Origin of the sequence: Rhodococcus (subgen. Prescottella) equi (assembly GCF_003013675.1) — a bacterium.
GTDB lineage: Bacteria > Actinomycetota > Actinomycetes > Mycobacteriales > Mycobacteriaceae > Prescottella > Prescottella equi.
Genome location: NZ_CP027793.1, coordinates 3,969,139 through 3,990,555, shown reverse-complemented (window position 1 = coordinate 3,990,555; position 21,417 = coordinate 3,969,139). Strand labels below are relative to the sequence as shown.

The following is a 21,417-nucleotide window of genomic DNA, read 5'->3' as shown; positions in this document are numbered from 1 at the left end:
AAACCCAACCCTCTGAACTCACTGAAACAAATATCAGACGAAGCGCACATTCACCCTCCGGGGAGGGTGAACGTGAGATGTATTGCGGACGGCCCGTACCGAGCCGGAGGCGAACGCGCTCAGCCGGTTGCGGCCGCGCGCCGGTAGCCCTTGATCGCCGGATACACGAACACGGCCATCATGCCGAACGACCATGCCAGGGTCTGCAGCACGGGTTCGAGGATCGGACCACCCATCGCCAGCCCGCGCATCGCATCGATCGCGCACGACATCGGCTGCGCCGCCACCACCGGCTGCAACCAGGTCGGATACGCCATGACCGGCACGAAACCCGAGTTGAAGAACATCAACAGGGTGCAGCCGATCGACACGAGTTCGACCAGCGGCGCGTCGCCCGACACGGTGGCCAGCGCGGTCACCATCATCGCGAAGCCCATGCCGAAGATCACCGGCAGGATCACCAGGAACACACTCGGCAGGAATCCCTGCGTCAGCCGGAATCCGAGGAAGACACCCACCACGAGGATGACGATCGTGGTGATGGTCACGCGCACGGCTTCCGCCATCATGCGGCCCACCAGACCGGCGGCCCGATGGATCGGCAGCGTCCAGAAGCGCGACAGTAGGCCGTTCTTGCGTTCGGCCCGCAATCCGACGGCGCTGACGATGGAACCGAACATGGCACCGATCAGGATGATCATCGGAACCTGACCGTAGACGGCGGGTTGTCCCGTCGCTGCCGTCACGGTGTTGCCGATGACGATCCGGAACATCACGAGGGTGAGGGCCGGATAGAGCAGCGCCTGGATCATCGTGGAAGGATCCCGCGACCAGCGCTTGAGGAGACGTCGGCACTGGACGGTGCTGTGCACCCACAACGCCTTGGGGGACGACTCCGGCCACGCCTCGGTGGGCGGCGGGAAATCGATGGAGGAAGCAGACGCCCGCGCCGCTCGGCTCGACGTCATCGTGCGTTCCGGGGATTCACTCATTTGCGCCTCATACTCGCCCACACGGCCAGTGGCGCGAAGACCACGACCAGACCCACACACCACGCGACGGCCGGAAAGAGCGACGACGCGGTGACCCCGCCCTCGGCCATGTCCCGCATCGCGAACGAGAACTGCGAGATCGGCTGGTTGCGCACGAACGGCCGGATCCATTCGGGGAACCCGGTCTCCGGGACGAAGCCGCACGACAGCATGCCGAGGATCAGCTGCGGCAGCGCGAGCGCCTGGGACGTCGCCTCGGGGGACTTCGCCAGGGTGCCGATCGCGTCCGCACCCAGCGACAGCGCCACACTGATGGACAGCGCCAACGCGCAGAACAGCGCTGCCTGCGCCGCGCCCGCGCTGAACCGGAAACCGATGGCGTAGCCGTACGCCAACGCCGCCACGAGGGTGATCACAGACCGGACGAGGGCGCGGGTCATGCGCGAGAGCAGTGGCACGGGTCCCGCGACGGGCATCGTCTTGAGTCTCGTCGTCAGGCCGAGCAGCGACTCCACCGAGGCGACCTGCGACGCTGAGATGGCCGTGAAGGCCATCGCCTGCAACACGATGATCGGCATGAGGAACTGCGCGTAGTCGACGCCCTGGAGCTTCATCACGAACCGCAGCGGCAGATAGAAGCCGACGGTGAAGATCAGCGGCGCGATCACCGCGACCGCGAGCTCGCCGGTCTTCACCATCGTCTTGAGGCTGCGGCCGGTGAGCGCGAGCCACTGCTGGAACCCGTTGGGGTCCGGACGCCGGTGCGAGCCGACGCGCTTGGCCGGAACCGCCACCGAAGCCCGCTCGGAGGCCGCGGAAACCGCCAGCCTCTCCGCCGCGCTGTTGGCCCCAGAGGTCATCGCTCGGCCCCCGGAGCGGAATGACCGGTCAGGGAGAGGAAGACGTCGTCGAGGGACGGCCGGCGCAGCGCGATGTCGGCGAGCTCGATGCCCGCCGCGTCCAGGCGGCGCAGCGCCTCGGACAGCGTGGCGGCGCCGTCGGGGGCCGGCACGGACACGCGATCGGCGCCTTCGGCGATCTCGGTGCGGATCTCGTGCGGAACCAGATTGCCGAGCGCGTGGATCGCCCACGGCAACTTCTGCGGATCCAGGGGGACGACCTCGCAGTAGCTGCCGCCCGTGCGCTCCTTGAGCTGATCGGCGGTGCCCTCCGCGATGACGGTGCCGCGGTCGATGACGATGATGTTGTCGCTGAGCAGGTCCGCCTCCTCCAGGTACTGCGTGGTCAGCAGCACCGTGATGCCCTGTTCCTTGAGGGTGTCGACGAGCGCCCACACACCCTGGCGGCTGCGCGGATCGAGTCCGGTCGTCGGCTCGTCCAGGAACACGACCTCCGGGCGCACGACCAGTCCGCACGCGATGTCGATGCGCCGGCGCATGCCGCCGGAATAGCCGCGGACCGGGCGCTTGCCCGTGTCGAGCAGATCGAACTCGGTGAGCAGATCCTGCGCCCGCTGCTTCGCGGAGGCGCGATCCAGGCCCATCAGACGCCCGAACAGTTCGATGTTCTCCCGGCCCGACAGCGTCTCGTCGAGCGCTGCGTACTGGCCCGTCATCATGATCGAACGGCGGACGTCGGCGGCGTGCGTGACGACGTCGTGTCCCGCGACCAGCGCACGGCCCCGGTCCGGTCGCAGCAGCGTCGACAGAACCTTCACGGTGGTCGTCTTGCCGGCGCCGTTGGGGCCGAGGATGCCCAGAACCGTCCCGCGCTTGGCTTCGAAGCTGACGCCCTGCAGAGCCTTCACCTCGCCGAAGGACTTGTGGACGTCGTCGACGAGCACGGCTGCGTCCTGGAATATTGGCATCGACACTCCGCTAGTTCACCTGGGTTGGATGGCTCTCCGCCATTCGGGGGCCAAGGGGCCGTCCTCCGTCGACGTGTATTCCCGCCGCTGCCGGGGAATGTTACCCGCGTGGCGGCCGCCACAAGCCGTCCACGGACCGGCGCACCGTTCGTCCGCCGCGTCCGAGTTCCCGGCCGGCGACCTGCCTGACCAGGCGATCAGTCCCAGATTCCGATCGTTTCCAGGTGTCGAACCAGACGCTTCGCGCCGTCGTCGAAATGGGCGCGGGTCTCGTCCGCGACGCCGGCGTGGTCCCGAGCGGCGAGGGCCGCGACGAGTCGCGCGTGGCTGGCCACGGCCTCGTCTCCCCACTCGCGATCGGCCGAATAGAAATGGACCGGGGTGTAGCGAGTGGCGCCGAGCAGGAACCACGACAACTTCCGGGCCCCTGCCAAACGATTGATGATCCGGTGGAAGGCGAACTCGAGTTCCTCGATCCGGAGAGCGTCCCCGAGTTCGACGGCCTGCCGCAGCCGATCGTTGATCGCGGTCAGCTCGGCGAGCGCCTCGTCGTCGACGTGGTCGACGGCCCGTCCGGCCAACTCCTCGGCGATCCGGCCCTGCAGCCAGAAGACGTCGTTGACGTCGTCGCGGCTCAGCGGGGCGACGACGTAGCCGCGGTGGGGGACCAGCTCCACGAGTCCCTCGCCCCGCAAGGTCAACAGAGCCTCGCGGACGGGGGTGACGCTCACGCCGAGTTCGGCCGCGGTCTCGTCGAGGCGGATGAACTCGCCCGGGCGCACGCCGCCCGACATGATCACATTGCGCACGTGCACCGCGACGTCGTCGGACAACTGGGGACGGCGTCGGAGATTTCCCGTCGACCGGGCTGCGGGCGGGGCCATGACTTCTCCTCGGCAGGACGCGTGCCCGCTTCGTCCGCGGGTCCCGGCCGGGGCCGGCAGGGGCCGCTGGTGTGATGCGTGCAACAAAATCGGATCGGATCAAATATATCGGGTCCGGGTTCGCTCGCCCTCACGGCGAGGCGCTCGGTCAGGCGGGCGTCACCCAGACGGTGATGTCGGCGTGCACGACCTCCGTGCCGGCGCGGTCGCGGATCGACACCGGGATGGTCAGTTCCGTTCCCTCGGTGACGGTGTCGAAGTCGGGGATCCGGTCGAGGGTCGCAGTCGCGCGCAGCCGGGACTGTGCCTTCGCGAGGTAGCGGACGTTCATCGCCTTGGGGATCCACCGATGACCGACCGGCACGGTCGCCTCCGCGAGCATCCCCATGGCCGCCTCGGCGAGATTGCAGGCCGCGATCGCGTGGAAGGTGCCGATGTGGTTGTGCACACCCCACCATTTCGGCGCGGTCACCTCGCAGTGTCCGGGCTCGAGCCGGTCGACGGTCGGAAGCACCGTCGCGAAGTACGGCACTCGCACACACATGCCGAGGGAGAACAGCGCGCGCCCGAATCCGTTGGCGGGCAACTTCTGCCAGCTTCGGTACGTGGCGGTGGGGGTCGATGTCATGGCGGAGATCTTACTCACGAGTAAGATGGCTTGGTCGGATTCGCCCGCTGACCTCGGAAGTCCGAGCGACTGCGATTTGATCTCGAGGGTCGGCTACGGCATACTGATCGGGTTGCCTTGACTGGGACGCGCTCCGTTGCGACCCGAGTCGGGCTGGATGAAAGTCGAGTATCGGGACGAAGTGCCTGGTCACGACGATGCAAGACGGAAGCAGTACCCAAAGTTTGCGCCCCTCGCGGGTGCATCCGGTGCGGTTCTCGCGGCTCCTGGGAAGGGATTTCCGGGGCCGGGGAATGAGCGACAGGGCGACACGCCCGACCGCGTGGACCGGAGAACCATGACACATGAACAGCGGCAGCGGATCGAGTGATGTCTCGATCGCGAGTGTGTGTTGTTCGTGTCGTGTTTCAGCCGAGGGCTGTGCAGACGAGGTAGTCCCCGGCTCGTTCGGGTTCTACGAAACGCGGCAAGAAAAGGACACAAGCGTGGCGGGACAGAAGATCCGCATCAGGCTCAAGGCCTATGACCACGAGGCGATCGACGCGTCAGCGCGCAAGATCGTCGAGACGGTGACCCGTACCGGGGCACGCGTGGTCGGCCCGGTGCCGTTGCCTACCGAGAAGAACGTGTACTGCGTCATCCGCTCGCCGCACAAGTACAAGGACTCGCGCGAGCACTTCGAGATGCGTACTCACAAGCGGCTGATCGACATCCTCGACCCGACGCCGAAGACGGTCGACGCGCTCATGCGCATCGACCTTCCGGCCAGCGTCGACGTGAACATCCAGTGAGCTTGGGAAGACGCAGCGGAGATATCAAATGACTAATCAGATCAAGGGAATCCTGGGCACCAAGCTCGGCATGACCCAGGTCTTCGACGAGAACAACCGGGTCGTTCCGGTCACCGTCGTCAAGGCCGGGCCGAACGTCGTCACCCAGATCCGTACCGAAGAGCGTGACGGCTACAGCGCCGTGCAGCTGGCGTTCGGCGCCATCGACCCGCGCAAGGTGAACAAGCCCACCTCGGGCCAGTTCGCCAAGGCCGGCGTCACCCCGCGTCGCCACGTCGTCGAGCTCCGCGTCGCCGACACCTCGGAGTACGAGGTCGGCCAGGAGCTGACGGCCGAGGTGTTCGAGGACGGCGCATACGTCGACGTCACCGGCACCAGCAAGGGCAAGGGCTTCGCCGGCACCATGAAGCGTCACGGCTTCGCCGGCCAGGGCGCCTCCCACGGCGCACAGGCTGTCCACCGTCGCCCGGGTTCCATCGGTGGCTGTGCCACCCCCGGTCGCGTGTTCAAGGGCATGCGCATGTCGGGCCGTATGGGCTCCGACCGCATCACGACGCAGAACCTCTCGGTCCACAAGGTGGATGCCGAGAACGGTCTGCTGCTGATCAAGGGTGCGATCCCGGGCCGCAAGGGTGGCCTCGTGATCGTCAAGACCGCAGTGAAGGGTGGTGCTTCGGCATGACCGAGACCGCAACCAAGCTGACCCTCGACGTCAAGGCCGCCGGTGGCAAGACCAACGGCACCGTCGATCTCCCCTCCGAGATCTTCGACGCGACCGCGAACATCGCTCTGATGCACCAGGTCGTCGTCGCGCAGCTCGCTGCGGCACGTCAGGGCACGCACTCCACCAAGACCCGCGGCGAGGTCCGCGGTGGTGGCAAGAAGCCGTACCGCCAGAAGGGCACCGGCCGCGCACGTCAGGGCTCGACCCGTGCGCCGCAGTTCGCCGGCGGTGGCACCGTCCACGGCCCGCAGCCGCGCGACTACTCGCAGCGCACCCCCAAGAAGATGAAGGCTGCCGCTCTGCGTGGCGCCCTCTCCGACCGGGCCCGCAACGAGCGCATCCACGTCATCACCGAACTGGTCGCCGGGCAGGTCCCGTCCACCAAGACGGCGAAGTCGTTCCTGGGCGAGCTGTCCGACCGCAAGAAGTTCCTGCTGGTCGTCGGCCGCGAGGACATCGCCGCGTGGAAGAGCGTCCAGAACCTGGACGGCGTGCACCCCATCGCACCCGACCAGCTCAACACCTACGACGTGCTCAACAGCGATGACGTCGTGTTCAGCCTCGAGGCTCTGAACACCTTCATCGCGGGCCCGGCCAAGAACGAGGAGGAGAGCAAGTGACCACCATCGCCGACCCCCGCGACATCTTGCTGGCCCCGGTCATCTCCGAGAAGTCCTACGGACTGATCGAGGAAGGCACCTACACCTTCCTGGTGCACCCGGACTCGAACAAGACGCAGATCAAGATTGCCGTCGAGAAGGTCTTCGGCGTCACCGTGACCAGCGTCAACACCGCCAACCGTCAGGGCAAGCGCAAGCGGACCCGCTTCGGTTACGGCAAGCGCAAGGACACCAAGCGCGCGCTCGTGACCCTCTCGGCCGACAGCAAGCCCATCGAGATCTTCGGAGGCCCGGTCGCGTAAGCGTCTGGGACTTGACGAGATATAGAGGACGAGAAGACTCATGGCAATCCGTAAGTACAAGCCGACTACCCCGGGCCGCCGCGGCTCGAGCGTCTCGGACTTCGCCGAGATCACTCGGTCGACGCCCGAGAAGTCGCTCATTCGCCCGCTGCACGGTCGCGGTGGTCGTAACGCCCACGGTCGCATCACCACCCGTCACAAGGGTGGCGGTCACAAGCGCGCCTACCGGTTGATCGACTTCCGTCGCAACGACAAGGACGGCGTGCCGGCCAAGGTCGCTCACATCGAGTACGACCCCAACCGCACCGCTCGCATCGCGCTGCTGCACTACGCAGACGGCGAGAAGCGCTACATCATCGCCCCCAAGGGCCTGGTGCAGGGCGCTCCGATCGAGTCCGGCGCAGGCGCCGACATCAAGCCGGGCAACAACCTGCCGCTGCGCAACATCCCCACCGGTACCACGATCCACGCTGTGGAGCTGCGTCCGGGCGGCGGTGCCAAGATGGCCCGCTCCGCCGGCGCCAGCATCCAGCTGCTGGGCAAGGAAGGCACCTACGCCACGCTGCGTATGCCGTCCGGTGAGATCCGTCGCGTCGACGTGCGCTGCCGCGCCACCGTCGGCGAGGTCGGCAACGCCGAGCAGTCGAACATCAACTGGGGCAAGGCCGGCCGCATGCGCTGGAAGGGCGTCCGCCCGACCGTCCGTGGTGTCGTCATGAACCCGGTCGACCACCCGCACGGTGGTGGTGAGGGTAAGACCTCCGGTGGTCGCCACCCGGTCAGCCCCTGGGGCAAGCCCGAGGGCCGCACCCGCAAGAACAAGGCGAGCGACAAGCTCATCGTCCGTCGTCGCCGTACCGGCAAGAAGCGCTAGTCAAGGAGGGAGTGAAGGATGCCACGCAGCCTGAAGAAGGGCCCGTTCGTCGATGACCACCTCCTTGCGAAGGTGGACGTGCAGAACGAGAAGGGCACCAAGCAGGTCATCAAGACCTGGAGCCGTCGTTCCACGATCATTCCGGACTTCATCGGTCACACGTTTGCCGTCCACGACGGACGCAAGCACGTTCCGGTGTTCGTTTCGGATTCGATGGTTGGCCACAAGCTCGGAGAGTTTGCACCGACCAGGACGTTCAAGGGCCACATCAAGGACGACCGGAAGAGCAAGCGTCGATGAGTACTGAAACCCAGAACCCCACCGCGAAGGCGGTCGCGCGCCACGTGCGCGTGACCCCCATGAAGGCGCGCCGTGTCGTGGACATCGTCCGCGGCAAGTCGGTCGACGAGGCTCTCGCGATCCTCAAGTTCGCACCGCAGGCCGCGGCTGAGCCGGTCGCGAAGGTGATCGCCAGCGCCGCTGCCAACGCGCAGAACAACCTGAATCTGGATCCCGCCACCCTCGTCGTCTCGACGGCGTTCGTGGACGAGGGTGCGACCCTCAAGCGGTTCCAGCCGCGCGCCCAGGGCCGGGCCTTCCGGATCCGCAAGCGTTCGAGCCACATCACCGTCATTGTGGAAAGTGTGGCGAACCGGGGTGCCGCCTCGGGTCGTAACCGCCGGAAGGGAAGTGGTCAGTAGTGGGCCAGAAGATCAACCCGCACGGCTTCCGTCTCGGCATCACGACCGACTGGAAGTCGCGCTGGTACGCAGACAAGCAGTACGCGGAGTACGTCAAGGAAGACGTCGCGATCCGTAAGCTCCTCGCCACCGGCATGGAGCGCGCGGGCATCGCGAAGGTCGAGATCGAGCGCACCCGTGACCGTGTGCGTGTGGACATCCACACCGCGCGTCCGGGCATCGTCATCGGTCGCCGTGGCGCCGAGGCCGATCGCATCCGCGCCGAGCTCGAGAAGCTGACCGGCAAGCAGGTCCAGCTGAACATCCTCGAGGTCAAGAACGCCGAGGCCGAGGCTCAGCTCGTGGCACAGGGTGTCGCCGAGCAGCTCTCGAACCGTGTCGCGTTCCGTCGTGCGATGCGCAAGGCCATCCAGTCGGCCATGCGTCAGCCGAACGTCAAGGGCATCCGCGTGCAGTGCTCGGGCCGCCTCGGCGGCGCCGAGATGAGCCGCTCGGAGTTCTACCGTGAGGGTCGCGTTCCGCTGCACACGCTGCGTGCGGACATCGACTACGGCCTCTACGAGGCCAAGACCACCTTCGGTCGCATCGGCGTGAAGGTCTGGATCTACAAGGGCGACATCGTCGGTGGCAAGCGTGAGCTGTCCGCCGCCGCCCCGGCCGAGCGCCCGCGTCGCGAGCGCCCGAGCCGTCCGCGTCGCTCCGGTGCCGCCGGCACCACGGCGACCAGCACCGAGGCCGGTCGCGCTGCGACCGCAACCGCCGATGCTCCCGCTTCTACCGAGCAGAAGGAGGGCTGACGCATGTTGATCCCGCGCCGGGTCAAGCACCGCAAGCAGCACCACCCGAGCCGTTCGGGTGCCGCCAAGGGCGGTACCCAGGTGGCCTTCGGTGAGTACGGCATCCAGGCTCTCGAGCCCGCCTACATCACCAACCGGCAGATCGAGTCCGCTCGTATCGCCATGACTCGCCACATCAAGCGTGGCGGCAAGATCTGGATCAACATCTTCCCGGATCGCCCGCTCACCAAGAAGCCTGCCGAGACCCGCATGGGTTCCGGTAAGGGTTCGCCGGAGTGGTGGGTCGCGAACATCAAGCCCGGACGGGTCATGTTCGAGATGAGCTACCCGAACGAGGAGATCGCCCGCGAGGCCCTGCGCCGCGCGATGCACAAGCTCCCGTGCAAGTGCCGGATCGTGACGAGGGAGGAGCAGTTCTGATGGCAACCACCAGCCCTGCTGCAGAGCTCCGCGAGCTGACCGACGAAGAACTGGTCACCAAGCTCCGCGAGGCGAAGGAAGAACTGTTCAACCTTCGCTTCCAGATGGCAACCGGCCAGCTGGACAACAACCGCCGGCTGCGCACGGTCCGTCACGAGATTGCGCGCATCTACACCGTCCTGCGTGAGCGCGAGCTCGGCCTGGCCGCTGGTCCGGACGCAGGTGACGCCGCATGAGCGAGGATAAGGCAGTGAGCACCAACAGCACCGAAGATCGCGGCAGCCGCAAGGTCCGCACCGGTTACGTGGTCTCCGACAAGATGGAGAAGACCATCGTGGTCGAGCTGGAGGACCGGGTGAAGCACCCGCTCTACGGCAAGATCATCCGTCGGACCACCAAGGTCAAGGCGCACGACGAGAACGGCACCGCCGGCATCGGCGATCGCGTGCAGCTGATGGAGACCCGTCCGTTGTCGGCCACCAAGCGCTGGCGTCTGGTCGAGGTCCTCGAGAAGGCCAAGTAAGAGCCGAAGAGTGTATCCAGTACGATGGTGGGGTTGCCCTGTGAAAGCAGTGGTGGCCCCACCATCGGCGGGTACGGACCGCGCGCGTCGGGTCGGAAATCTGCCGCGCACGACCCGGTGATTCGCGTGTGAACCACCAGGTCGAAACAAGCCAGGTCAAGGAGAAGTAAGTGATTCAGCAGGAGTCGCGACTGCGCGTCGCCGACAACACGGGTGCCAAGGAGATTCTCTGCATCCGCGTTCTCGGTGGCTCGTCTCGTCGCTACGCCGGGATCGGCGACATCATCGTCGCCACCGTCAAGGACGCAACCCCGGGTGGAAACGTGAAGAAGGGTGACGTCGTCAAGGCCGTCGTCGTCCGCACCGCCAAGGAGCGTCGTCGTCCGGACGGTTCCTACATCAAGTTCGACGAGAACGCTGCCGTCATCATCAAGGCGGACAACGATCCTCGCGGCACTCGCATCTTCGGCCCCGTCGGCCGTGAGCTGCGCGAGAAGAAGTTCATGAAGATCGTCTCGCTCGCCCCGGAGGTGCTGTGATGAAGGTGCACAAGGGTGACACCGTGCTGGTCATCGCCGGCAAGGACAAGGGCGCGAAGGGCAAGGTCATCCAGGCCTACCCCGCGACCAACAAGGTCCTCGTCGAGGGCGTCAACCGCATCAAGAAGCACACCGCGGTTTCTGCGAACGAGCGTGGCGCCTCCTCGGGCGGCATCGTGACGCAGGAAGCTCCGATCAACGTCTCGAACGTCATGGTCGTCGACTCGGACGGGAACCCGACTCGCGTCGGCTACCGCACCGACGAGGAGACCGGCAAGCGCGTTCGCATTTCCCGGAAGAACGGGAAGGACATCTGACATGACCTCCACCGAGAACAAGACCCAGCCGCGCCTGAAGGCCCGCTACCGTGCGGAGATCAAGGACGCGCTGAACGCTGAGTTCGATTACGCGAACGTCATGCAGATCCCCGGCCTGGTCAAGGTTGTCGTCAACATGGGTGTCGGCGACGCCGCCCGTGACGCCAAGCTGATCAACGGCGCGGTTGCCGACCTGACCCTGATCACCGGTCAGAAGCCGGAGATCCGGAAGGCCCGCAAGTCCATCGCGCAGTTCAAGCTGCGTGAGGGCATGCCGATCGGCGCGCGCGTGACGCTGCGCGGCGACCGCATGTGGGAGTTCCTGGACCGTCTCGTGTCCATCGCGCTGCCCCGTATCCGCGACTTCCGCGGCCTGTCGGGCAACCAGTTCGACGGCAACGGCAACTACACGTTCGGCCTCAACGAGCAGTCGATGTTCCACGAGATCGACGTGGACAAGATCGATCGTCCGCGCGGTATGGACATCACCGTCGTGACCACCGCCACCAACAACGAAGAAGGCCGTGCGCTGCTCAAGCACCTCGGCTTCCCGTTCAAGGAGAACTGAGCCCATGGCTAAGAAGGCACTGGTCAACAAGGCCAACAAGAAGCCGAAGTTCGCGGTGCGCGCGTACACCCGCTGCCAGAAGTGCGGACGTCCGCACTCCGTGTTCCGCAAGTTCGGCCTGTGCCGAATCTGCGTTCGCGAGATGGCGCACGCCGGCGAGCTGCCGGGCGTTCACAAGAGCTCCTGGTAAGCGAACCAACGAAGACTTCCGTCCCGCACCCGCGGGAACGGTGAAGTAAAGAACCACTTCGTTGTAGGCCCACGATCGGGCCGGGCCCGTTCCTCCGAGTGATCGGGGGAGCGGGCCCGGACTCCGGTGTTGCATGGGAACCCCAACGAGAAAGGTGCACAGGTCAACTCATGACCATGACTGATCCGATCGCAGACTTCTTGACGCGTCTGCGTAATGCCAACTCGGCGTACCACGACGAGGTGAAGCTGCCGCACTCGAAGATCAAGGCGAACATCGCCGAGATCCTCAAGCGCGAGGGCTACATCGCCGACTACCGCACCGAGGATGCCGAGGTCGGCAAGACGCTGATCGTCGACCTCAAGTACGGCCCGAGCCGCGAGCGCAGCCTCGCCGGCCTGCGCCGAGTCTCGAAGCCCGGTCTGCGCGTGTACGCGAAGTCCACCAACCTGCCCAAGGTCCTGGGCGGCCTCGGCGTGGCCATCATCTCCACGTCGTCCGGTCTGCTCACCGATCGTCAGGCGGCCAATCAGGGTGTGGGCGGGGAAGTCCTCGCCTACGTCTGGTAAGAGAGGCCACCACTATGTCGCGTATTGGAAAGATTCCGGTCGCCGTCCCCGCGGGCGTCGACGTGACCATCGACGGCCAGGACGTCGCGATCAAGGGACCCAAGGGTTCGCTGTCGCTGACCGTGTCCGAGCCGATCTCGGTCGCCAAGGGTGAGGACGGTGCCCTGCTGGTCACCCGTCCCGACGACGAGCGTCGCAGCCGTGCGCTGCACGGTCTGTCGCGCACCCTGGTGCAGAACATGATCACCGGTGTCACCGCTGGTTACACCACCAAGATGGAGATCCACGGTGTCGGTTACCGTGTGGCGCTGAAGGGTCAGGACCTCGAGTTCGCCCTCGGCTACAGCCACCCGGTCCCGATCGAGGCTCCGGAGGGCATCACCTTCGCTGTCGAGTCGCCGACCAAGTTCTCGATCTCCGGCATCGACAAGCAGAAGGTCGGCCAGATCGCGGCCAACATCCGCCGCCTGCGCAAGTCCGACCCGTACAAGGGCAAGGGCATCCGCTACGAGGGTGAGCAGGTCCGTCGCAAGGTCGGAAAGACGGGTAAGTGATATGAGCCAGACTGCAAATCAGAAAGCCAAGCGGATCCCGCTGGGCAAGGACGTGTCCACCACGCGTCGTCTGTCGAAGGCGCGTCGTCACTTCCGTCTCCGCAAGAAGGTCTCCGGCACCCCCGAGCGTCCCCGTCTCGTGGTGAACCGTTCGTCGCGGCACATCCACGTGCAGCTGGTGGACGACCTGGCCGGCAAGACCCTGGCCGCTGCGTCGACCATCGAGGCCGACGTGCGTGCGCTGGAGGGCGACAAGAAGGCTCGCGGTGCCAAGGTCGGTCAGCTGATCGCCGAGCGTGCCAAGGCTGCCGGCGTGGAGGCCGTGGTCTTCGACCGCGGTGGCCACACCTACAGCGGCCGCATCGCGGCCCTGGCGGACGCCGCACGCGAAGGCGGGTTGAAGTTCTGATGACCAACATTACTAACGGAAGGAATGCCTGATGCCGGGACGTCAAAGGCGTGACGGCGGAAGCGGACCCGCCGGACAGAATGGCCCGAACCAGGGCGACAACCGCGGTGGCCGTGATCGTCGGGACAACCGTCGTGACAACGCCGCCGAGAAGTCGAACCACATCGAGCGCGTCGTCTCCATCAACCGCGTCTCGAAGGTCGTCAAGGGTGGTCGTCGCTTCAGCTTCACCGCTCTCGTGATCGTCGGCGACGGCAACGGACTCGTCGGTGTCGGCTACGGCAAGGCCAAGGAAGTTCCCGCGGCCATCCAGAAGGGCGTCGAGGAAGCTCGCAAGAACTTCTTCCGCGTGCCGCTGATCGGTAGCACCATCACTCACCCCGTCCAGGGTGAGGCGGCTGCCGGCGTCGTCATGCTGCGTCCGGCCAGCCCCGGTACCGGTGTCATCGCCGGTGGCGCGGTGCGTGCCGTGCTGGAGTGCGCGGGTGTCTCCGACATCCTCGCCAAGTCGCTGGGTAGCGACAACGCCATCAATGTTGTGCACGCGACGGTTGCCGCCCTCAAGGGTCTGCAGCGTCCGGAAGAGGTTGCAGCCCGTCGTGGCCTGCCCCTCGAGGACGTTGCCCCTGCCGGCATGCTCCGCGCTCGTGCACAGGCTGGGAGCGTGAAGTAATGGCACAGCTCAAGGTCACCCAGGTCAAGAGCACCATCGGCACCAAGCAGAACCAGCGGGACAGCATGCGCACCCTCGGACTGAAGGGCATCCGTCAGTCCGTCGTCCGCGAGGACAACGCGCAGAACCGTGGTCTGATCAACGTGGTGCGCCACCTCGTCACGGTTGAGGAGGTCTAACCATGACCATCAAGTTGCACCACCTGCGTCCTGCTGCCGGAGCCAAGACCGACAAGACTCGCGTCGGTCGCGGTGAGGGCTCGAAGGGCAAGACCGCCGGTCGCGGTACCAAGGGCACCAAGGCTCGCAAGAACGTCTCGGCCGCCTTCGAGGGTGGACAGATGCCGCTTCACATGCGTCTGCCCAAGCTCAAGGGCTTCAAGAATGCGTTCCGCACCGAGTACCAGGTCGTCAACGTCGGCGACATCGCCCGTCTGTTCCCCGAGGGTGGACAGATCGGCGTTGCCGAGCTCGTCGCCGCGGGCGCGGTTCGCAAGAACCAGCTCGTGAAGGTGCTCGCCGAGGGCGAGATCGCGGTTGCCGTCCAGGTCACCGCGAACAAGTTCTCGGGCGCTGCCAAGGAGAAGATCGCCGCTGCCGGTGGTACCACCACCGAGCTGTGATCTCGCTCGTCTGATCGCAAGAATGGCCGCAACACCGTCCCTCGGGGTGGTGCTGCGGCCATTCTTCGTTCAGCGGCCTTCTCGGCGAGGCATACTGGTGGCCGGACAGCCCGGGACTGGGCTGTAATTTCATGTGTCACTGTTAGAGTTCTAGAGTTCTGCAATCCCACCGGACGGACCAATAGGTTCGCTTCCCTGCCAGTCGTGCGCCCAGGAGGATCTTTGCTTTCCGCCTTTGTCTCGGCCCTCAGGACGGTAGACCTGAGGCGGAAGATCCTCTTCACACTCGGTCTGGTCGCCCTGTATCGCCTCGGCGCGACGCTGCCGTCCCCGGGCGTCGACTACGGAAACGTCCGTGCCTGTATCGACCAGGTCTCCGGCGGTGAGTCGGCCGGCATCTACTCGCTGATCAACCTGTTCTCCGGCGGCGCGCTCCTGCAGCTGTCGGTGTTCGCGATCGGCATCATGCCGTACATCACGGCGAGCATCATCGTCCAGCTCCTCACTGTCGTCATCCCCAAGTTCGAGGAACTCCGCAAGGAGGGCCAGTCGGGCCAGGCGAAGATGACGCAGTACACGCGCTACCTCTCGATCGCGCTCGCGATCCTGCAGTCGACCGGCATCGTTGCGCTCGCTGCGCGCGGCCAGTTGCTGCAGGGCTGTAGCCAACCGATCATCGCGGACGAGAGCGTCTTCGGGTTGATCATCATCGTGTTGGTGATGACGGCCGGCGCTGCGCTCGTCATGTGGTTCGGTGAGCTCATCACCGAACGCGGAGTCGGCAACGGCATGTCGCTGCTGATCTTCGCCGGTATCGCCTCGCGCATCCCGTCCGAGGGCAAGGCCATCCTCGACAGCCGTGGCGGCCTCACCTTCGCACTCGTGTGTGTCGCGGCGCTGGCGATCATCGCGGGCGTCGTGTTCGTCGAGCAGGGTCAGCGCCGGATCCCGGTGCAGTACGCCAAGCGCATGGTCGGTCGCCGCATGTACGGCGGATCGTCCACGTACCTGCCGCTCAAGGTCAACCAGGCCGGCGTCATCCCGGTGATCTTCGCGTCGTCGCTGCTGTACCTGCCGAACCTCATCGCGCAGCTCACCGGCGCCAACACGAGCACGGATCCGAGCTGGTGGCAGCGGTTCATCAACGAGTACCTGGTGAACCCGGCCAACCCGGTCTACATCCTGATCTACTTCGGCATGATCGTCTTCTTCACCTACTTCTACGTCGCGATCACCTTCAATCCGGAGGAACGCGCGGACGAGATGAAGAAGTTCGGCGGCTTCATCCCGGGCATCCGTCCGGGTCGCCCGACCGCCGACTACTTGAACTACGTACTGAGCCGTATCACTCTGCCGGGTGCGATCTATCTCGGCACCATCGCGGTCCTGCCGAATCTGTTCCTCGACATCGGCAATTCGGGTGGGGTGCAGAACCTGCCGTTCGGTGGCACCGCGGTGCTGATTATGGTCAGTGTGGGCCTCGATACCGTGAAGCAGATCGAGAGCCAGCTCATGCAGCGAAACTATGAAGGGTTCCTCAAGTGAGACTTGTCCTCCTTGGTCCTCCCGGTGCCGGTAAGGGCACCCAGGCCGCGATTCTGTCCGAGAAGTTGGGTGTTCCGCACATCTCCACCGGAGATCTCTTCCGTGCGAACATCGGGCAGGAGACGCCGCTGGGGCTCGAGGCCAAGAAGTACCTCGATGCGGGCGATCTCGTCCCGAGCGAGATCACGAACAACATGGTGAAGGCCCGCGTCGCCGAACCGGATGCCGCCAACGGCTTCCTGCTGGACGGTTTCCCGCGCACGGTCGATCAGGCGAAGGCGCTCGAGGGCATCCTCGAGGGGCTCGGCGCCAAGCTCGACGGTGTGCTGGCGTTCGACGTCGACGACGAGGTCGTCGTCGAACGGATGCTCGCCCGCGGTCGCGCCGACGACACCGAAGACGTGATCCGTAACCGCATGCGCGTCTACCGCGAGGAGACGGCACCGCTGCTCGATTACTACGCCGGCCAGATCGTCACCGTCGACGCCGTCGGCGCTGTCGAAGAGGTCAACGCCCGCGCCCTGGCCGCGCTGGGGAAGTAATGGCTTTCGGCCGCAAGCGCAAGGTTGTTCCGTTCCGCACGGCGGGTGAGCTCGACGCCATGGCGGCGGCGGGCGCGATCGTCGGCGCCGCCCTCGTGGCGGTGCGGGACGCGGCCAAGCCCGGTGTCAGCACCCTCGAGTTGGACCGGGTCGCGGAATCGGTGATCCGGGACGCCGGCGCTGTGCCGTCGTTCCTCGGTTACCACGGTTTCAGCGGCTCGATCTGCTCGTCGGTCAACGATCGCGTCGTGCACGGCATCCCGTCGGCGGACGACATCCTGGTCGAGGGTGACCTCGTGTCGATCGACTGCGGAGCGATCCTCGACGGTTGGCACGGCGACTCGGCATGGACGTTCGGTGTCGGCGAACTCAGTGAGGCGGATGCGCAGCTGAGTGAGGCGACGCGGCTGTCGATGGAGGCGGGGATCGCGGCGATGGTCGAGGGCAACCGCCTCACCGATGTCTCCCACGCCATCGAGCTCGGCACGCATGCCGCGGAGAAGCTGCACGGCAGGTCCTACGGGATCGTCGACGGCTACGGGGGGCACGCGATCGGCCGCGAGATGCACATGGATCCGTTCCTGCCGAACGAGGGAGCGCCCGGTAAGGGTCCGCACCTCGTCATCGGGTCGGTTCTCGCGATCGAGCCGATGCTCACGCTCGGCACGTACGAGACCGAGGTGCTCGGCGACGACTGGACCGTGGTGACCACGGACGGCAGCCGCGCCGCGCACTGGGAGCACACGGTCGCGGTGACCGAGGACGGTCCAAGGATCCTCACGCTTCGGCCCGGGGACAACTGAGCAGAGCTCACCCACAGAACACCGAGCAAGAGCACCGAGCGGGCAGCGAGCAGTCGCTGCCCGCTCGGCTTTTTCGTGTCCCGGGGTCATCCCTCCAACAGGACTGTCACCGGTCCGTCGTTGACGAGGCTCACCTGCATGTGTTCGCCGAACCGGCCGACCTCGACGGTGGCGCCGAGCTCGCGCAGTGCGTCGCCGAATGCGGCGACGAGTGGTTCGGCGACGGCGCGGGGCGCGGCTGCGGACCACGACGGCCGCCGGCTCTTGCGGGTGTCTGCAAGGAGGGTGAACTGGCTGACCACGAGAATCGGCGCGTCGACGTCGGACGCGGACTTCTCGCCGTCGAGGATGCGCAGCCGCCACACCCGTCGGGCGAGGTTCGCGGCGGCGACAGGATCGTCGTCGTGGCCGACGCCGAGAAGGACGAGCAGACCCTGCCCGTCGTCGGCTGGTGAGATCCGGGCGACTTCGTCGCCGTCCACCGCGACGGCTGCCGACGTGACTCGCTGGACGAGGGCGCGCATGTGAGGGGGTCACTCCTTCGGTCGAGGCCGAGGCGACTCGGGGTCGCATTTGGCCTGGTCGGCAAATGCCGGTAGGATGGAAAAACGGTGCGCCCTGCGTATCGGTTGTTTGCGTGTCCGACCTCGCGTCGGAGTGGCGTTCTCGGCCGGCAATTGGAGCCACCGCTGTAGCGGATACCGGTGACGGTAACCGATGCACCCATACGCCACTCAACGGATCGCGGAGGACATGGCTAAGAAGGACGGGGCCATCGAGGTCGAGGGACGAGTTGTCGAGCCGCTGCCCAATGCGATGTTCCGCATTGAGCTGGAGAACGGCCACAAGGTCCTCGCGCACATCAGCGGCAAGATGCGTCAGCACTACATTCGCATCCTTCCCGAGGACCGCGTGGTCGTGGAGCTTTCGCCCTACGACCTGTCGCGTGGACGCATCGTTTACCGCTACAAGTAAAAGCTTCCCCGGCCACACCCGGCCGGGGAGAACTATGTCTGCCCTCGGGTGGACAGACAACAGGAGATCAGACGCACGTGAAGGTTCAGCCTAGCGTCAAGAAGATCTGCGAGAAGTGCAAGGTGATCCGCCGCAACGGGCGCGTCATGGTGATCTGCGAGAACCTGCGTCACAAGCAGCGTCAGGGCTAGTCCCAGCAGCACAGCTTCTTCGAGATCTGCTTGGCAACAAGCAAAAGAAGACCTCTCAGCACCAACCGGTACCCGGGCTCAGCACGTTCACGGGCAGGTACCGGTCCACCCCCGGCACGGAGGCCGGGGCCCCACTGCGATCGGAACGCAGAGTCTTATGCGCAGGGGACGGACTGGGAGCAGACCTCCGCACACCGATAGGAATGCCACATGGCACGTCTCGCAGGTGTTGATCTTCCCCGCGAAAAGCGCATGGAGATCGCACTGACCTACATCTACGGCATCGGCCGTACCACCTCCAAGGAGATCCTGGCTGCCACGGGTGTCAACCCGGACCTGCGCAGCAAGGACCTCACGGACGAGGATCTCGCCAAGCTCCGCGAGTACATCGAGGAGTCGGTGAAGGTCGAGGGTGACCTGCGCCGCGAGGTGCAGGCGGACATCCGCCGCAAGATCGAGATCGGCTGCTACCAGGGCCTGCGCCACCGCCGTGGTCTGCCCGTGCGTGGACAGCGCACCAAGACCAACGCTCGCACCCGTAAGGGTCCGAAGCGCACCGTCGCAGGAAAGAAGAAGTAATGCCTCCCAAGTCACGTAGCACCGGTCCGAAGAAGACCCAGAAGGCGCGTCGCAGGGACAAGAAGAACGTCCCGCACGGTGCCGCTCACATCAAGAGCACCTTCAACAACACGATCGTGTCGATCACCGACCCGGCCGGCAACGTCATCTCCTGGGCGTCGTCGGGCCACGTGGGCTTCAAGGGCTCGCGCAAGTCGACGCCGTTCGCTGCTCAGCTCGCCGCCGAGAACGCTGCCCGCAAGGCGCAGGAGCACGGCGTCAAGAAGGTCGACGTCTTCGTGAAGGGCCCGGGCTCGGGCCGCGAGACCGCGATCCGCTCGCTGCAGGCTGCCGGCCTCGAGGTCGGCACCATCTCCGATGTCACCCCCCAGCCGCACAACGGCTGCCGTCCGCCCAAGCGGCGTCGGGTTTAAGTAGCGGGAAGGATAGGTAAAAGAACATGGCACGTTATACCGGACCCATCACCCGCAAGTCGCGTCGTCTGCGCGTCGACCTCGTCGGAGGCGACCAGGCATTCGAGCGGCGTCCTTACCCGCCGGGCCAGCACGGCCGCGCGCGCATCAAGGAGAGCGAGTACCTGCTCCAGCTGCAGGAGAAGCAGAAGGCACGCTTCACCTACGGCGTCATGGAGAAGCAGTTCCGCCGCTACTACCAGGAGGCGGTCAACCGCCCCGGCAAGACCGGTGAGAACCTGCTCCAGATCCTGGAGTCGCGTCTCGACAACGTCGTGTACCGCGCCGGCCTCGCCCGTACCCGCCGCCAGGCGCGTCAGCTGGTCACGCACGGTCACCTTCTCGTGAACAACAAGAAGGTCGACATCCCCAGCTACCGCGTCTCGCAGTACGACATCATCGATGTCCGCGAGAAGTCGCTGGCGACCCTGCCGTTCCAGGTTGCTCGTGAGACCCAGGGCGATCGCCCGATCCCGGGTTGGCTGCAGGTCGTCGGTGGACGCCTCCGCATCCTGGTGCACCAGCTCCCCGAGCGTGCGCAGATCGAGGTTCCGCTGCAGGAACAGCTGATCGTCGAGTACTACTCGAAGTAAGGCGTGTTACCCGGGAGCGGTCGGTAACGGCCGCTCCCGGGTCCCAAGCCTTTCCCATCGTGGGCGTCATATAGCGGACGCCCGTACAGGAGGAAATCCAATGCTCATTTCTCAGCGACCCACGCTGACCGAAGAGGTCATCGCTGAAAACCGCTCGAAGTTCGTCATCGAGCCCCTCGAGCCAGGCTTCGGGTACACCCTCGGCAATTCGCTGCGCCGCACCCTGCTGTCGTCGATTCCCGGCGCTGCTGTCACCAGCATCCGCATCGACGGCGTCCTGCACGAGTTCACCACCGTTCCCGGTGTGAAGGAGGATGTCACCGACATCATCCTGAACCTCAAGGGCCTGGTCGTGAGCTCCGAAGAGGACGAGCCGGTCACCATGTACGTCCGCAAGCAGGGCCCCGGGGTCGTGACTGCGGGTGACATCGTTCCGCCGGCGGGCGTCACGGTCAACAACCCGGATCTGCACATCGCCACCCTGAACGACAAGGGCAAGCTGGAGATCGAGCTCGTCGTCGAGCGCGGTCGCGGCTATGTCCCCGCCGTCCAGAACAAGGCGTCCGGCGCCGAGATCGGCCGTATCCCGGTCGACTCGATCTACTCGCCGGTGCTCAAGGTCACCTACAAGGTGGAGGCGACTCGCGTCGAGCAGCGCACCGACTTCGATCGGTTGATTCTCGACGTGGAGACCAAGAACTCCATCACCGCTCGGGACGCGCTCGCTTCGGCGGGCAAGACCCTGGTTGAGCTCTTCGGCCTGGCCCGTGAGCTGAACGTCGAAGCAGAAGGTATCGAGATCGGACCCTCGCCTGCCGAGGCCGATCACATCGCTTCCTTCGGACTCCCCATCGAGGATCTGGACCTGACGGTTCGTTCCTACAACTGCCTCAAGCGCGAGGGTGTTCACACCGTCGGCGAGTTGGTTGGTCGTACCGAGTCCGACCTGCTGGACATCCGCAATTTCGGACAGAAGTCCATCGACGAGGTGAAGGTCAAGCTGCATTCGCTCGGCCTCGCCCTCAAGGACAGCCCTGCATCCTTCGATCCCACCACCGTTGCCGGCTACGACGCCGCCACCGGGACGTGGAGTGACACGGATGCCGGTTCCTTCAGCGACGCTGACGGCACCGACCAGGACTACGCCGAGACCGAACAGCTGTAACCCGTATCACCCGGCACATGGGCAAATGTGCTGGGCGAGCCTCAGAG

General features: G+C 65.7%; 36 protein-coding genes. 30 read left to right on the top strand and 6 right to left on the bottom strand.

Annotation, left to right across the window (positions count from 1 at the left end):
* Nucleotides 1-119: 119 nt before the first annotated feature.
* From C7H75_RS18710 to C7H75_RS18690, 5 genes are all read right to left on the bottom strand, one after another.
* Nucleotides 120-992: an ABC transporter permease gene (locus C7H75_RS18710; protein ID WP_005518353.1), complete on the bottom strand. Its 873-nt coding sequence runs from the start codon at nt 990-992 to the stop codon at nt 120-122.
* Complete coding sequence (locus tag C7H75_RS18705) at nt 989-1,852, bottom strand: ABC transporter permease (protein WP_106851682.1); 864 nt, start codon at nt 1,850-1,852, stop codon at nt 989-991. Before C7H75_RS18705 ends, C7H75_RS18710 begins: the two co-directional genes overlap by 4 nt.
* Nucleotides 1,849-2,820 (bottom strand): daunorubicin resistance protein DrrA family ABC transporter ATP-binding protein, encoded by a 972-nt coding sequence (locus C7H75_RS18700; protein ID WP_005518359.1) that lies wholly within the window; start codon nt 2,818-2,820, stop codon nt 1,849-1,851. Before C7H75_RS18700 ends, C7H75_RS18705 begins: the two co-directional genes overlap by 4 nt.
* A gap of 197 nt (nt 2,821-3,017) precedes the next feature.
* The gene (locus C7H75_RS18695) at nt 3,018-3,704 is read right to left on the bottom strand and encodes a GntR family transcriptional regulator (protein WP_084847500.1); all 687 of its coding nucleotides are present in this window, start codon (nt 3,702-3,704) and stop codon (nt 3,018-3,020) included.
* A gap of 148 nt (nt 3,705-3,852) precedes the next feature.
* Nucleotides 3,853-4,332, bottom strand: a complete 480-nt coding sequence (locus tag C7H75_RS18690; protein ID WP_013416892.1) for a hotdog fold domain-containing protein — start codon at nt 4,330-4,332, stop codon at nt 3,853-3,855.
* A 485-nt stretch (nt 4,333-4,817) separates the two neighbouring features.
* Here C7H75_RS18690 and rpsJ point away from each other — a divergent pair, with 485 nt between their 5' ends.
* From rpsJ to map, 24 genes are all read left to right on the top strand, one after another.
* Nucleotides 4,818-5,123, top strand: coding sequence for a 30S ribosomal protein S10 (gene rpsJ / locus C7H75_RS18685; protein WP_003938093.1), 306 nt, complete (start codon nt 4,818-4,820; stop codon nt 5,121-5,123).
* Nucleotides 5,124-5,151: 28 nt separating this feature from the next.
* On the top strand, nt 5,152-5,805 hold the full coding sequence (gene rplC, locus C7H75_RS18680; RefSeq protein WP_005518362.1) for a 50S ribosomal protein L3: 654 nt from the start codon (nt 5,152-5,154) through the stop codon (nt 5,803-5,805).
* Complete coding sequence (rplD, locus tag C7H75_RS18675; protein ID WP_005518365.1) at nt 5,802-6,467, top strand: 50S ribosomal protein L4; 666 nt, start codon at nt 5,802-5,804, stop codon at nt 6,465-6,467. The genes rplC and rplD overlap by 4 nt, the downstream gene beginning before the upstream one ends.
* Nucleotides 6,464-6,769, top strand: a complete 306-nt coding sequence (rplW, locus tag C7H75_RS18670) for a 50S ribosomal protein L23 (protein WP_005518367.1) — start codon at nt 6,464-6,466, stop codon at nt 6,767-6,769. The genes rplD and rplW overlap by 4 nt, the downstream gene beginning before the upstream one ends.
* 40 nt (nt 6,770-6,809) lie before the next feature.
* Complete coding sequence (gene rplB, locus C7H75_RS18665) at nt 6,810-7,643, top strand: 50S ribosomal protein L2 (protein ID WP_005518369.1); 834 nt, start codon at nt 6,810-6,812, stop codon at nt 7,641-7,643.
* An 18-nt stretch (nt 7,644-7,661) separates the two neighbouring features.
* Complete coding sequence (rpsS, locus tag C7H75_RS18660) at nt 7,662-7,943, top strand: 30S ribosomal protein S19 (protein WP_005518370.1); 282 nt, start codon at nt 7,662-7,664, stop codon at nt 7,941-7,943.
* Entirely contained in the window at nt 7,940-8,344 is a 405-nt protein-coding gene (gene rplV / locus C7H75_RS18655; RefSeq protein WP_005518372.1) for a 50S ribosomal protein L22, read from the top strand. The genes rpsS and rplV overlap by 4 nt, the downstream gene beginning before the upstream one ends.
* Nucleotides 8,344-9,141: a 30S ribosomal protein S3 gene (gene rpsC, locus C7H75_RS18650; protein ID WP_005518374.1), complete on the top strand. Its 798-nt coding sequence runs from the start codon at nt 8,344-8,346 to the stop codon at nt 9,139-9,141. Before rplV ends, rpsC begins: the two co-directional genes overlap by 1 nt.
* Before the next feature lie 3 nt (nt 9,142-9,144).
* Nucleotides 9,145-9,561: a 50S ribosomal protein L16 gene (gene rplP / locus C7H75_RS18645; RefSeq protein ID WP_005518375.1), complete on the top strand. Its 417-nt coding sequence runs from the start codon at nt 9,145-9,147 to the stop codon at nt 9,559-9,561.
* Nucleotides 9,561-9,797 (top strand): 50S ribosomal protein L29, encoded by a 237-nt coding sequence (gene rpmC / locus C7H75_RS18640; protein WP_005518377.1) that lies wholly within the window; start codon nt 9,561-9,563, stop codon nt 9,795-9,797. The genes rplP and rpmC overlap by 1 nt, the downstream gene beginning before the upstream one ends.
* Complete coding sequence (gene rpsQ / locus C7H75_RS18635; RefSeq protein ID WP_005518378.1) at nt 9,794-10,084, top strand: 30S ribosomal protein S17; 291 nt, start codon at nt 9,794-9,796, stop codon at nt 10,082-10,084. Before rpmC ends, rpsQ begins: the two co-directional genes overlap by 4 nt.
* 170 nt (nt 10,085-10,254) lie before the next feature.
* Nucleotides 10,255-10,623, top strand: a complete 369-nt coding sequence (gene rplN, locus C7H75_RS18630; protein ID WP_005518379.1) for a 50S ribosomal protein L14 — start codon at nt 10,255-10,257, stop codon at nt 10,621-10,623.
* Complete coding sequence (gene rplX / locus C7H75_RS18625) at nt 10,623-10,940, top strand: 50S ribosomal protein L24 (protein WP_005518380.1); 318 nt, start codon at nt 10,623-10,625, stop codon at nt 10,938-10,940. Before rplN ends, rplX begins: the two co-directional genes overlap by 1 nt.
* Before the next feature lies 1 nt (nt 10,941).
* Nucleotides 10,942-11,508: a 50S ribosomal protein L5 gene (gene rplE / locus C7H75_RS18620; RefSeq protein WP_005518382.1), complete on the top strand. Its 567-nt coding sequence runs from the start codon at nt 10,942-10,944 to the stop codon at nt 11,506-11,508.
* A 4-nt stretch (nt 11,509-11,512) separates the two neighbouring features.
* Nucleotides 11,513-11,698, top strand: coding sequence for a type Z 30S ribosomal protein S14 (locus C7H75_RS18615; protein ID WP_005518383.1), 186 nt, complete (start codon nt 11,513-11,515; stop codon nt 11,696-11,698).
* A 170-nt stretch (nt 11,699-11,868) separates the two neighbouring features.
* Nucleotides 11,869-12,267: a 30S ribosomal protein S8 gene (gene rpsH / locus C7H75_RS18610; RefSeq protein WP_005518386.1), complete on the top strand. Its 399-nt coding sequence runs from the start codon at nt 11,869-11,871 to the stop codon at nt 12,265-12,267.
* A 14-nt stretch (nt 12,268-12,281) separates the two neighbouring features.
* On the top strand, nt 12,282-12,821 hold the full coding sequence (gene rplF, locus C7H75_RS18605; protein ID WP_005518391.1) for a 50S ribosomal protein L6: 540 nt from the start codon (nt 12,282-12,284) through the stop codon (nt 12,819-12,821).
* 1 nt (nt 12,822) lies between these two features.
* Nucleotides 12,823-13,230, top strand: coding sequence for a 50S ribosomal protein L18 (gene rplR / locus C7H75_RS18600; RefSeq protein WP_005518392.1), 408 nt, complete (start codon nt 12,823-12,825; stop codon nt 13,228-13,230).
* A 31-nt stretch (nt 13,231-13,261) separates the two neighbouring features.
* Nucleotides 13,262-13,903, top strand: coding sequence for a 30S ribosomal protein S5 (gene rpsE / locus C7H75_RS18595; protein WP_005518393.1), 642 nt, complete (start codon nt 13,262-13,264; stop codon nt 13,901-13,903).
* Complete coding sequence (gene rpmD, locus C7H75_RS18590; RefSeq protein WP_005518394.1) at nt 13,903-14,082, top strand: 50S ribosomal protein L30; 180 nt, start codon at nt 13,903-13,905, stop codon at nt 14,080-14,082. The genes rpsE and rpmD overlap by 1 nt, the downstream gene beginning before the upstream one ends.
* Before the next feature lie 2 nt (nt 14,083-14,084).
* Nucleotides 14,085-14,525, top strand: coding sequence for a 50S ribosomal protein L15 (gene rplO, locus C7H75_RS18585; protein WP_005518395.1), 441 nt, complete (start codon nt 14,085-14,087; stop codon nt 14,523-14,525).
* Nucleotides 14,526-14,747: 222 nt separating this feature from the next.
* The gene (secY, locus tag C7H75_RS18580; RefSeq protein ID WP_005518396.1) at nt 14,748-16,070 is read left to right on the top strand and encodes a preprotein translocase subunit SecY; all 1,323 of its coding nucleotides are present in this window, start codon (nt 14,748-14,750) and stop codon (nt 16,068-16,070) included.
* Complete coding sequence (locus C7H75_RS18575) at nt 16,067-16,612, top strand: adenylate kinase (protein ID WP_005518397.1); 546 nt, start codon at nt 16,067-16,069, stop codon at nt 16,610-16,612. Before secY ends, C7H75_RS18575 begins: the two co-directional genes overlap by 4 nt.
* Complete coding sequence (gene map / locus C7H75_RS18570) at nt 16,612-17,415, top strand: type I methionyl aminopeptidase (protein ID WP_005518398.1); 804 nt, start codon at nt 16,612-16,614, stop codon at nt 17,413-17,415. Before C7H75_RS18575 ends, map begins: the two co-directional genes overlap by 1 nt.
* An 86-nt stretch (nt 17,416-17,501) precedes the next feature.
* On the opposite strand, the gene dtd is transcribed toward map, so the two are convergent.
* Nucleotides 17,502-17,939: a D-aminoacyl-tRNA deacylase gene (gene dtd, locus C7H75_RS18565; protein WP_005518401.1), complete on the bottom strand. Its 438-nt coding sequence runs from the start codon at nt 17,937-17,939 to the stop codon at nt 17,502-17,504.
* 229 nt (nt 17,940-18,168) lie between these two features.
* Between dtd and infA the strand changes: the two genes are divergently transcribed.
* From infA to C7H75_RS18535, 6 genes are all read left to right on the top strand, one after another.
* Entirely contained in the window at nt 18,169-18,390 is a 222-nt protein-coding gene (gene infA / locus C7H75_RS18560; protein ID WP_003418601.1) for a translation initiation factor IF-1, read from the top strand.
* Between the two features lie 77 nt (nt 18,391-18,467).
* Entirely contained in the window at nt 18,468-18,581 is a 114-nt protein-coding gene (gene rpmJ / locus C7H75_RS18555; protein WP_003938068.1) for a 50S ribosomal protein L36, read from the top strand.
* A 210-nt stretch (nt 18,582-18,791) separates the two neighbouring features.
* Nucleotides 18,792-19,160, top strand: coding sequence for a 30S ribosomal protein S13 (gene rpsM / locus C7H75_RS18550; protein WP_005518403.1), 369 nt, complete (start codon nt 18,792-18,794; stop codon nt 19,158-19,160).
* Nucleotides 19,160-19,573, top strand: a complete 414-nt coding sequence (rpsK, locus tag C7H75_RS18545; protein ID WP_005239680.1) for a 30S ribosomal protein S11 — start codon at nt 19,160-19,162, stop codon at nt 19,571-19,573. Before rpsM ends, rpsK begins: the two co-directional genes overlap by 1 nt.
* A 26-nt stretch (nt 19,574-19,599) precedes the next feature.
* The gene (gene rpsD, locus C7H75_RS18540; RefSeq protein WP_005518404.1) at nt 19,600-20,205 is read left to right on the top strand and encodes a 30S ribosomal protein S4; all 606 of its coding nucleotides are present in this window, start codon (nt 19,600-19,602) and stop codon (nt 20,203-20,205) included.
* A gap of 100 nt (nt 20,206-20,305) precedes the next feature.
* A complete protein-coding gene (locus C7H75_RS18535) occupies nt 20,306-21,370 on the top strand; it encodes a DNA-directed RNA polymerase subunit alpha (RefSeq protein ID WP_005518405.1) in 1,065 nt (354 codons plus the stop codon).
* Nucleotides 21,371-21,417 lie beyond the last annotated feature (47 nt).